The organism is Litchfieldella rifensis (assembly GCF_042646605.1).
Classification (GTDB): domain Bacteria; phylum Pseudomonadota; class Gammaproteobacteria; order Pseudomonadales; family Halomonadaceae; genus Litchfieldella; species Litchfieldella rifensis.
The window spans coordinates 50,796-61,785 of sequence record NZ_JBHRUG010000003.1; the positions used below are offsets into that span (position 1 = coordinate 50,796).

Here is a 10,990-nt window from a genome sequence, read left to right on the forward strand (position 1 = left end):
ATGACGTTCTGGCCATGGGACGGAGACTTCAAGCGGGTTGAAAGGGGTCGTTGTGGTGCATTGACATCCTGGCATCATGTCTTTGAATGTAAGAATAATGAGTCCATCAGCTGGGCAACATATCGACAGCGAACGTAAAGGAGGATACCGCGATGGCATTTGCACTATCGACCATGCAGTTGGAAAGCTCCGCCTTCGAGCCTCGAGGCAGGATTCCGGCCAAATATAGCGGCGAAGGGGAGGACGTCTCTCCGGCATTGGCCTGGCGCGATCCTCCACAAGGTACCCAGGCCTTTGCCGTGATCTGTCACGATCCCGATGCCCCGCTGGTGAAGAACGGCAGCTACGGCTTCGTGCACTGGGTGCTCTACAACCTGCCGGCGTCCACCACCCGGCTGGAGGAGGGCGCCGATACGGGCACCGCGGGCGCCAACGACTTCGGCAAGCAGGGTTATGGCGGCCCGATGCCGCCGGAAGGTCATGGGCTGCACCACTACTACTTCTGGGTATTGGCGCTGGACAGTGAGCTCGACCTGCCCGCCGGCCTCAGCCTGAGCGAATTTCTGCACAAGGCCGAGCCTCATCTAGTGGGCATGAATCGCCTGGTGGGTACTTACCAGCGAGACTGAAACCGTCGCGCTTTCCCATCCTCGGGAGGCGTGGTGGTCTAGAAGTCCTCCACTCCTCGGGCGCGCATTTCCTGGGGCAACAAGGCGGCGTGGATCACGGCGTTGACCGGCGTGGCCACGCCATGTTCGATTCCCAACCTCACTACGGCGCCGTTCTGGGACTCGAGCTCCGACGGGCGCCCCTGGAGGATATCGCGCTGCATGGAGGCGGTACTTTTCTCCGGCAAGGCGTCGATGAACTTCAGCGCTCGTGCCACGGCATCGTCGGGTAGGGCGATGCCCTTGGCCAGGGCGACCCGATGAATTTCTTCCAGTATCTGTTCGATCATGCGCCGGGTGTCCGGTAAGGCACGAGTCACGCCGATCGGCGCGCGGGTGATACTGCCGATGCCGCTCATGGCGCAGATGAACAGGAACTTGCTCCAGATCGCCGCCAGAATGTCATCGGCGACTTCGGCCTGCACACCGGTGGCACGTTCGAAGATTGCCTGCAGGCGCTGGGTGCGCTCGCTGGTGCGGTTGTCGAGTTCGCCGATGCGCACGAAGGGATCGATGCCGGCATGGCGCACTTCGCCAGGCCCCTCGCGCCAGGCCAGGATGCCGCACAGTCCACCGACCACATGCTCACGACCGAGTGTGGCGGCCAGTTGGTCCACGGCCTCGACGCCATTTCCCAGCGGTACCACAAAGGTGTCGGGACCGATCATCGGCCGCATTGCCTCGGCGGCGTCCGGCACCTGCCAGGCCTTGGTCGCCACGATCACACAGTCCACCGGCCCGACACTCGCCGGCTCATCGGTGGCCGTGGCCGGAGCGATGGTGAAATCGCCGGCGATGCTGTACACGTGCAGCCCGTTGCGCTGGATGGCGGTCAGGTGTTCACCACGAGCGATGAATGTCACGTCTGCGCCGGCCTCGGCCAGACGCCCGCCGAAGTAACCGCCGACACCGCCGGTGCCATAGATCGCGATACGCATCTGGACGTTTCCCGAATGTCTTGCGTCGAATTGAAGAGTAGCCTACCCGAGGCGGGGCGGGAACCGGGTCGAGGTGGATCACTCAGCCGTCAAGCGGGCCAGGGCCTTGCGGGCATCGTCCTGCCAACGACCGGGCAGGGCGGTGGCCCGGTCGAGCGCCTGGCGGGCAGCGTCGAGTTCGCCGAGGCCCTCGAGGGTCAGCCCCAGGTTGAGCCATGCCACCGCCAGGTCGGGCTGTTGCTCGGCCGCCCGACGAAAGGCGTCGGCGGCAGCCACGGGATCACCGTCGGCATGCCGGGCATTGCCGAGCGCGAACCAGCCCATGGCGAAACCCGGCCATCGCTCGACCATGGCTTGCCAGGCGGGGATGGCGTCGCCGGGTGGATTGGCCCGCTCGAAGGCGGCGATGGCATCCATGGCGCGATGCGGGCCCACACTGGTCGGCAGTTCGCCCGGGGGGAGGACGACCATGGCCCAGCGCTCGCTGCGTGCCCAGGTGGCATCGAAACGGCGGAACGATTCGAGGCGATTGGCCTCTTCGCCGCTGTGCAGGGTCAGCAACTCCTCGTTCAGGTCGTAGCCGATGGCCACCGCGTAATGCCACATGGGCCAGGCCGGCAGCGAGAGGTTCTGCATCACCACCACGGGGTGGCCGGCATCGAGCTCCTGCAGCAGCGACTCGAAGTTGCCGTCGAGCACGAAGCCGATACGGCCGTAGCGTCGTACGGTGGCCTGCATTTCCGGTTGCACGCTGCCTTCACGGTTAGGCAGGAAAACCTGGGGAATCAAGGTATCGACGCTGACATCGACGCCATTGGCGTTGAGCACCATGGCCAGCGATGCCGGGCCGCACTGGTAGAGACGTTGAGCGTGGAAAGGAACGTCATCGATGTAGGTGCGTTCGGCAATGCCCATGTCGCTGGGGCTGGCCAGTCGCGGTCCCGTGGCACAGCCGGCCAACAGGTTTATCGTCAGCACCAGCAACAGAACGCCCGCAAAGCGGGCGTTCCGTGTCAGCCATTTCACTTGGCTAGTCATCGGCGGGTATTCAACGCGTGAAGGGGAAGACGTTGGTCAGTCCCAGGATGTCGGTCACCAGCAGAATCACGAACACGGCGAACAGGACGCCAACCACGCTGGCACCGGCCGGCAGCTCTTCGAGTTGGTCAGCCATCTGGCGGACTTCCTCATCGGACAGGGCGGCGACGCGTGCTTCCACATCGGCCGGGTCAACGCCTTGTGCGACGAGTTGATCCTGAACGTCCTGACGGGCGAGGATTTCGTTGATGCGCTCACGGTCGGCGCTTACCTGGTCGGCTTGCAGGGCGTCCTGGGTGGAAACCAGGTTGCTGGCCGGCGAGGCTTGTGGCGCGGCAGCGACAGGCAGACTGCCAAGTACCAGGAAGGCGATCAACAGCGGGCTGAGGATTCGAGTCAGTTTCTTCATCATGGGATGGGTTCCTTTCTTTTGGGATTGGCTTCCGGCTTCTTGATGATCCTAGGATTCTGGATCCTTTATCCACGCGATGCTAAATCAGTATAAAGGTAGATCGCCATGATTTTCATGCCTTTTTTTGATTCCTTATATTTGGTTATGGGGTTCTTCTACTAATAGCAGCGTAACCGGTAAAGTGCGAATCCTGACCGGTGGGGCACCGGTTTTCAGCGATAACCCACCATCAGTTCACGCACGAGCGGCGTATCGGCGTCGCGGTGGGTGGGTAGTTCGAAGCGTGCCCGGGCGATCGCGGTGCGCGAGAGTTCGGCACTGAGCAGCATCTCGCGGTTTTCGGCTTCGGCCAGCGGCTCGCCGCGTGGCCCGAGGATTCTGGAACCTCCCCAGAAGTGGCTTGCGCCTTCGGGGCCGAAACGGTTGGCCATGATGACCGGGGTGCCGTAGGTCATGGCATAGAAGCGCACGTTGAGAGCCCAGTTCTGCTCGTTGGAGAAGTCCTCGCTGACGATGCCCGAAGCCGAGTTGATCGGCGCGCACAGCACCGACGGACGGGCAAGCAAGGCCGCGTGCACCAAGGCGGGGTTCCACAAATCGGCACAGATCAACTGGGTTGCCGACCAGCCAGGGCGCACTTGCGTATGGGTCAGTTCGTTGCCGTGGGTGAACCATTTGCCTTCTTCCAGGCCCCCGTAGGTGGGTAGGTTGAGCTTGCGGTGCACGGCAAGGATCGTCCCCTCCTGAAGAATGGCCAGGGCGTTGTAGTATTCGCCAGGCCCCGCCTCCTCGACGAAGCCTGCCACCACCTGCATGTCGCCGGTGGCCCTGGCTAGCTGGGCGAGACGTGGATCCGCCACCGGGAAGGCCACATCGATCACCCGACTGCCCACGCCATAGCCGGTCAGCGACAATTCGGGAAATACCAGCAGTTCGATGTCGGATGCGCGTGCGTCGGCGATGATGTCGAGGTGACGCTCGAGATTGGCATCGACATCGACCAGTGCGCTATTGATCTGCGCTGCACCGACGCGGAGGGTGTCCTGATAGTGCATGACGGTACCTCATCTCTGTGGATTCCGGGCAACATGCCGTTACCTTCGCTGTTGACTCGAGGAGCAGACAAGCGAAAGCCGCCCGCGGGCGGCTTTCATCGTGTCATACATCATGCCGTGTGGGCGCCAGGCTCACAGCAACTCATGTTCCTCGAGGAAACTTCGGGCGACGTGCTCGATGGTTTCGCGTTCGACATCGACGCGGGCATTGAGATTGGCCATGGTTTCGTCGTCGAGCAGGGCGGAGAGGGCATTCATCTGTTCGGCGAGCTCAGGATGGGCCTCCAGGGTCTCCTCACGTACCACCGGGGTCAGAGAGTAAGCCGGGAAGAAGTCCTGGTCGTCCTCGAGGACATGGAAGTCGAAGGCCGGGATGCGACCGTCGGTGGCGAATACCAGGCCGATATCCACTTGGCCGTCACGCAGTGCCTGGTAGACCAGGCCGGAATCCATGCGCTTGATGTTGCCCCGCTCGACACGAAAGTCATAGGCCTGCTGCAGGGGGCGCCAGCCGTCCTCGCGGGCGTAGAACTCGGCGTTCATGGCGAACGTCAGTTCCTCGCCGTCGTTTACGGCTTCGGCCATCTGAGAGAGCGTCTTGATGCCCCGTTCTTCGGCGTCTTCCTCACGCATGGCCAAGGCATAGGTATTGTTGGCGTCGGAGGGCTCGAGCCAGACCAGGCCCTTCTCGGCATCCAGCTCCTTGACACGTTGATAGGTTTCTTGCGGTGACAGTGACTCGGTGACGTCGTTGTAGTTGATCAGCGAGGTACCAGTGTATTCCCAGTAGAGATCGATCTGGCCGTTTTCCTGGGCCTGGCGCAGTACCGCCGAACCCATGCCGGCTCGGGTATCCACCTCGTAGCCCAGGCCTTCCAGGTACTGGGTGGTCATGCTGGCCAGTAGCTGCTGCTCGGTGAAGTTCTTGCCACCGACCACGATTTCCTGGGCCTGGGCGCTGGCCAGGGAGCTGGCCAGGACCAGGCCGGTGAGGGTTGTCATCAGTCGTTTCATGGTTGTTGTCTCCTTGCGTATGGCGTTGGCATATCAGGCACGTGAAGGATTTACCCCACGTGGTACGACGATGAAGGCGGTAGTGGCGACCAAGGCATCGACGACCACGGCCAACAGGGCGGTGGGGATGGCGCCGGCGAGCATCATCACCGGGTCGTAGAGGTCGATGCCGGTGAAGATCAGTTCTCCCAGGCCGCCGGCACCGATCAAAAAGGCCAGTGGTACGGTGCCGATGTTGATGGACAGCGCGGTGCGAATGCCGGCGAAGATCACATACAGGGCATTGGGTAGCTCGACGCGCAGCAGTCGCTGGACAGGCGACATGCCGATGCCGGCGGCGGCTTCCATCAGCGCCGGCGAGACACCCTTGAGTCCCGCATAGGTATTGCGGGCGATGGGCAGCAGAGTGGCAACGAACAGGCCGAATATCGCCGGTACCGTGCCGATGCCCAGGAAGCTCATCGACAGCGCCAATACCGCCAGGGTAGGAATGGTGGTGCCCACGTTGAGTACCTGCATGGCGGTTTCGGCGACACGCGCCATGCTGGGCCGTGACAGCACGATCCCCAACGGAATGGCGACGCCGATGGCCAGGGCACCGGAGACGGCGGTCAACCACAGATGCTCGCCCACCAGATATCGCACATCGGGCAGGTAGAACAGGAAGTCATCGATCACCCCGCTGGCATGGCTCCAGACGCCGGCGAAGAAGATCGCTACCAGCAGTAGTACGCGCAGAGCCCCTTTCATGGTCTGAATGGGCATCGACTCACTCCTTGGCGACGGTATCGATCAGCGAATCATCGCCCGACGAATCGTTGTTCGGCGGGACATCGCCCTGAAGAGCCCGATAGCGCGAGCCCAGATGACGCGTTATGGCGCGCTGGGTGATCTGGCCACATACCCGCCCATCGTCATCGACGCAGGGCAGCCAGGTGATGTCGTGCGCAAACATCAATGAGGCAACCTTGCGCAGGTCGTCGTCGAGGTTGACCAAGGCCGGGATGCCCTGGAAATGATCGCGACAGAAGCCCTTGGTGGTGCGGGCGACCGCGTGCGTGATGATGCCCACCGGCTGATGCTTGTCGTTGACCATCAGGATGGCATTCTGATAGCCGAAGTCTTCAATACGTTGCCGGGCCGTTTCCAGGGTGTCGTCGGGGCGCACGCTGCCGATTTCGTCGGAGACGATCTCGCGCACCTTGACCAGGTTGAGGCGTTTCAGCGCCCGATCCTCGCCGAGGAAGGACTCGACGAAGCTGTTCTTGGGGGCCGCCAGCAGGTCGTCCGGCGTGGAGTACTGCACCAGCTTGCCCTCACGGAACACGGCGATGCGATCGCCCATCTTGATCGCCTCGTCGATGTCATGGCTGACGAACATGATGGTCTTGTTGAGTTCCTGCTGCATCTTGAGGAACTCGTCCTGGATCACCGCGCGGTTGATGGGGTCGATGGCACCGAAAGGCTCGTCCATCAGCATCAGCGGCGGGTCGGCGGCCAGCGCTCGCGCCACGCCGATACGCTGTTGTTGTCCGCCGGAGAGCTCGCTGGGGTAGCGCTTGAGAAAGGCATCGGGCTCGAGGGCGATCATCGCCATCATTTCGCGGGCCCGCTCCTTGTAGCGTGCCTTGTCCCAGCCCAGCAGCTTGGGCACCACGGTGATGTTCTCCTCGATGGTCATGTTGGGAAACAGGCCGATCTGCTGGATCACATAGCCGATGCTGCGGCGTAGATCCTGGGTATCCATGCCGGTGGTATCTTCGCCGTCGAGGAACACCTTGCCCGAGGTCGGGCGGATGATGCGGTTGACCATCTTCAGTGTGGTGGTCTTGCCGCAGCCCGAGGGGCCGAGCAGGATGCAGATCTCGCCCGCCGGCACTTCCATGCTGATATGGTCGGCGGCGATCACCGCGCCCTTGGGAGTATCGAAGACCTTGGTCAGGTTATCGAGCCGAATCATGCGGTTGTCCTTGTCTGGGGAGCAGGAGATAGCGCAGTGGACGCGAGTCAGGCGGTGGTCGCGGCGCGCTCCATACCCTTGGGCGTCAGGTACTTCTGCAGTGCCAGCAGTGTGTAGTCGACGAGGATCGCCAGCAGGCTGACGGCGACAGCACCGACGATGAGCTGGCGTGGATCGGACTGGGAGATCCCCCGGCTGATGAAGGTGCCCAAGCCGCCAGCGCCGATATAGGCGGCGATCGCCATCACCCCGATATTGAGCACGACGGCGGTACGCACACCGGCCATGATGACGGGTACGGCGAGCGGGATCTCGACCATGCGCAGGCGTTGGTTGGGGCTCATGCCGATGCCGCGCGCCGCCTCGCGCAGGGCCGGGTCGACATTGTTGATGGCGGTATAGGTATTGCGGATGATCGGTAGCTGCGAGTACAGCAGCACGGCGATCACTGCCGGTAGATAGCCGATCCCCTGGCCGATGATCGACAGGATCGGGATCATGATGCCGAACAGGGCGATCGAGGGGATGGTGACGATGATCGATGCCACATAGAGCACGCCACGGGCCAGGCGTTCATTCCTGGTGATCGCGATGCCTATGGGTACGCCGGTCAGCGTGGCGATCCCCACGGCGACACTGACCAGCGCGATATGCTCGATCGTTCGGGTCATCAACAGATCGAGGTTATCCAGAGCATATTGAATCAGTTCCAATCGACGCCTCCTCTTATTTATGTGGCGCTCGTTGTTGGTGGTCGATCGGTGATCGACACAGCCTGGCTACCGAGCCAGGCGCAGTACCAAGTGTCAGCGTGTGGGCACAGGCAGTTGTCACACGGGGCCTGGCCCTTATACCGCCAGGTCAGGGAACTGCGCGGATCGCGTCGGAACTTTATAAGCTTAGCAGAGTGCAGTATCTATTTGTTTTGAAAATGAATTTCGATTATAAATTACAATTATTAATGATTGTGATGCAGGGCATGGCGATGAATTTCCTCTAGCATGAGCTATGCACGCCTTCCACGGGCGATCGGAATGATGGATGGCAGGCGAGCGGCCGTGGGCGCGATCGGCCCGGCGCGAGCCGGTTCTTCGCTGCCGCCCTGTCCTGGCAGGCTCCAGGCAAACATCACGGTGAGCCAGGTCAAGCGATGTCTCGCAATGGGAGTTATAGTGGAGTAGAGACGGTCGACCGACAGTTCAAGACAGTGCTGGGCGGTCGTCTGCCGAGCCGTTGGTCGTCCAACCATGGAGATCCAGCATGAGCCGAGCCTTTACTCGAGAAGATGATCAGCGCCCCGACCCGGTGCCGGAGCGCGCCATCAGTGATCAGCCGAATTACATGACGGTTCGTGGACATCAGGCCATGCAACGCCAGCTCGCAGCATTACTGACCCGGCGGGAAGCGATGCGTGACAGCGACACCCTTCAGCAGCAGAGCGAGTTGGCAGTGCTGGAGCGAGACATCCGTTATTTCAATGCCCGGCTGGCGTCTGCCATCGTGATACCGCCCCAGGAGGGGACGCCGGAACATGTGGCCTTCGGTACCCGGACCTGTTTCCGGGACGCGAATGGCGAGTGTCACTGCTATCGCATCGTGGGCGAAGATGAGGCACTGGCATCGAGAGACGACCAGCCCGAACATACCACGACGCTGCTCAGTTGGGCCTCTCCCTTGGCTGGGGCACTGGCAGGGGCCAAAGTCGGCGATAGCGTCGTCTGGCCCCGACCGTCGGGTGACTTGGAGATCGAGGTGACTTCGATCGAGCCATGACCGACACACCCGGCGTTTGCCCCCTGCGCTAGCGACCTCGACTACCCGACTTGCTGCGGAGCCTTTCACCAGGTCGCATTGGCGCCGACCCCGGAAGCGCTGATGCGTTCTCGCTTCAGTGCCTTCGCGCTGGATCGACATGACTATCTGCTGGCTAGTTGGCATCCGAGCACTCGTCCGGACAGCATCGAGCCGGATGGCCACCACGCAGTGGGTGCGGCTTGAGGTGCTCGACCGTGACGAGCGGGGCGATACCGGTCGCGTCCACTTTCGTGCCACCTTTCGGGAAGGCCGTCGCTGGGCGGTACTCGAGGAGGCCTCGCGCTTCGTGGGCGAGGCGGGGCGCTGGTATTACCTGGACGGTACCTCGTCCGTGACCCGCCTCAAGCCGGGTCGCAACGACCCCTGCCCGTGCGGCGGCGGGAAGAAGGGCAAGGCCTGCTGCATTAGGGCTTAGGTCTGTATTTTGTCGCAGGGATCTGGAGAATGCCTGCCACCAATTTGCGTCTTTCATTGCCACACGGAGTGTCAAGAGATGTTGGGTAGTCGACCGTCATATGAGCGGATAAAGGAATACCTGCTCAAGGAAATCGAAAAGGGGGGCTTCGTCCCCGGAGACCGGATCCCCGCCGAGAATCGCCTGGCCAAGGACTTCGGTGTCAGCCGCATGACGGCCAACAAGGCCATCCGTGATCTGGTCCAACGCGGTCTCCTGATTCGCCGCACGGGATCCGGCACCTTTGTCGTCGAGCGCAAGGCAGAGTCATCTCTCTTCGACATCCGTAACATCGCCGACGAGATCCGCAATCGTGGAGGACACCACAGCAGTCGCGTCGTCCATTTAAAGGAAGTGGTCGCCAATGAGCAGGTTGCCATCTACCTCGGCGTCAAGACGGGCACCTTGGTTTTTTATTCTGAAATCGTCCACATGGAGGATGGCGTGCCGCTGCAGCTGGAAAGGCGCCACGTCAATCCCCGCGTAGCGCCGGATTACCTGGAGCAGGATTTCGAAAAACATACCCCCAATGCCGTCCTGGTCGCGCGCTATCCCGTCACGGATATCGAGAACGTGGTCGAGTCCGTTTCCCCCACCGAGGAAGAAGCCGCTCTGCTGGGTATCCCGGTGAGCGAGTCCTGCCTACTGGTCGTGCGCCGGACATGGTCGGGTGAACAGTTGATCAGCTATACCCAATTGCTGCATCCCGGTACCCGCTACAAGCTCAACGCCTCTCTGCATTCCGCTGGGCTCTGACCCGCCCCTGCATGTCCGGCATGGCCCGGGACGACAGCCTGGCCATGACGCATCGCCTTTCCCCTTATCTTGCCCGTTCTTTGTGTCAGTCGTCTGTCCGTCGGTGTCATGCCGGCATGTCGGCGGCGTGATCTTGTTGTCAATATGTATATACACATTTGTAGAACGCGCGTTTGTATATGCATTTCATCTATACGACTTTGGTCTAGTGGTGATTTGTTTAAATTGTTGAAAAAAGAGAAATTAATAGATTGTTGTCGTAGTTGTTTTGTTTCGTCGATTTGACGTCATGGTTGAGTTTCCCATAAATATGTATATACATATTAAGAGCCGGCTGCATGACTTGAGCATGTCCGGCTCCGATACAGAGAAGCCCGTCAGGACCCGAGTGTCAGCATACCCGAGAGGATTCCCGCATGACCCAAATCGATGACAAGCGTCACGACCCCAGCCGCAGGATCGGCGCCCCCACCGGCAGCGAGCGCAGCTGCAAGAGCTGGCTGACCGAGGCGCCGCTGCGCATGCTGATGAACAACCTGCACCCGGACGTCGCCGAGCGTCCCGAGGACCTGGTGGTCTACGGCGGCATCGGCCGCGCCGCCCGCGACTGGGAGTGCTTCGACAAGATCGTCGAGACCCTGCGGCGCCTCGAGGACACCCAGTCGCTGCTGATCCAGTCCGGCAAGCCGGTGGGCGTGTTCGAGACCCACAAGGATGCCCCACGAGTCCTGATCGCCAACTCCAACCTGGTACCGGCCTGGGCCAACTGGGAGCACTTCAACGAGCTCGACCGCAAGGGCCTGATGATGTACGGCCAGATGACCGCCGGCTCGTGGATCTATATCGGCTCCCAGGGCATCGTCCAGGGCACCTACGAGAC

General features: G+C 61.6%; 11 protein-coding genes and 2 pseudogenes. 5 read left to right on the forward strand and 8 right to left on the reverse strand.

Annotation, left to right across the window (positions count from 1 at the left end; all coding sequences use genetic code 11):
* The first annotated feature begins 152 nt into the window (after positions 1-152).
* On the forward strand, positions 153-629 hold the full coding sequence (locus ACFOEV_RS02610) for a YbhB/YbcL family Raf kinase inhibitor-like protein (RefSeq protein ID WP_386771322.1): 477 nt from the start codon (positions 153-155) through the stop codon (positions 627-629).
* Positions 630-667: 38 nt separating this feature from the next.
* Here ACFOEV_RS02610 and ACFOEV_RS02615 read toward each other — a convergent pair whose 3' ends face one another.
* From ACFOEV_RS02615 to ACFOEV_RS02650, 8 genes are all read right to left on the reverse strand, one after another.
* The gene (locus tag ACFOEV_RS02615; protein WP_386771324.1) at positions 668-1,606 is read right to left on the reverse strand and encodes a 2-dehydropantoate 2-reductase; all 939 of its coding nucleotides are present in this window, start codon (positions 1,604-1,606) and stop codon (positions 668-670) included.
* A gap of 78 nt (positions 1,607-1,684) precedes the next feature.
* The gene (locus ACFOEV_RS02620; protein WP_386771326.1) at positions 1,685-2,644 is read right to left on the reverse strand and encodes a PA2778 family cysteine peptidase; all 960 of its coding nucleotides are present in this window, start codon (positions 2,642-2,644) and stop codon (positions 1,685-1,687) included.
* 10 nt (positions 2,645-2,654) lie between these two features.
* A complete protein-coding gene (locus tag ACFOEV_RS02625; protein WP_386771341.1) occupies positions 2,655-3,053 on the reverse strand; it encodes a PA2779 family protein in 399 nt (132 codons plus the stop codon).
* A gap of 215 nt (positions 3,054-3,268) precedes the next feature.
* Positions 3,269-4,111 (reverse strand): nitrilase-related carbon-nitrogen hydrolase, encoded by an 843-nt coding sequence (locus ACFOEV_RS02630; RefSeq protein ID WP_386771328.1) that lies wholly within the window; start codon positions 4,109-4,111, stop codon positions 3,269-3,271.
* A 132-nt stretch (positions 4,112-4,243) separates the two neighbouring features.
* A complete protein-coding gene (locus tag ACFOEV_RS02635) occupies positions 4,244-5,125 on the reverse strand; it encodes a glycine betaine ABC transporter substrate-binding protein (protein ID WP_386771330.1) in 882 nt (293 codons plus the stop codon).
* A 33-nt stretch (positions 5,126-5,158) separates the two neighbouring features.
* A complete protein-coding gene (locus tag ACFOEV_RS02640) occupies positions 5,159-5,890 on the reverse strand; it encodes an ABC transporter permease (protein WP_386771332.1) in 732 nt (243 codons plus the stop codon).
* A gap of 4 nt (positions 5,891-5,894) precedes the next feature.
* A complete protein-coding gene (locus tag ACFOEV_RS02645) occupies positions 5,895-7,085 on the reverse strand; it encodes an ABC transporter ATP-binding protein (protein WP_386771334.1) in 1,191 nt (396 codons plus the stop codon).
* A gap of 47 nt (positions 7,086-7,132) precedes the next feature.
* Entirely contained in the window at positions 7,133-7,798 is a 666-nt protein-coding gene (locus tag ACFOEV_RS02650; RefSeq protein ID WP_449280232.1) for an ABC transporter permease, read from the reverse strand.
* A gap of 547 nt (positions 7,799-8,345) precedes the next feature.
* On the opposite strand from ACFOEV_RS02650, the gene ACFOEV_RS02655 reads away from it, so the two are divergent.
* The 4 genes and pseudogenes from ACFOEV_RS02655 to ACFOEV_RS02670 all read left to right on the forward strand — a co-directional run.
* Positions 8,346-8,858 (forward strand): GreA/GreB family elongation factor, encoded by a 513-nt coding sequence (locus ACFOEV_RS02655; RefSeq protein ID WP_386771336.1) that lies wholly within the window; start codon positions 8,346-8,348, stop codon positions 8,856-8,858.
* Positions 8,859-8,960: 102 nt separating this feature from the next.
* Positions 8,961-9,315, forward strand: a pseudogene (locus ACFOEV_RS02660) (YchJ family protein).
* Between the two features lie 78 nt (positions 9,316-9,393).
* A complete protein-coding gene (hutC, locus tag ACFOEV_RS02665; RefSeq protein WP_386771338.1) occupies positions 9,394-10,110 on the forward strand; it encodes a histidine utilization repressor in 717 nt (238 codons plus the stop codon).
* 416 nt (positions 10,111-10,526) lie between these two features.
* Positions 10,527-10,990 (forward strand): annotated as a pseudogene (locus ACFOEV_RS02670) (urocanate hydratase); the annotation flags it as partial.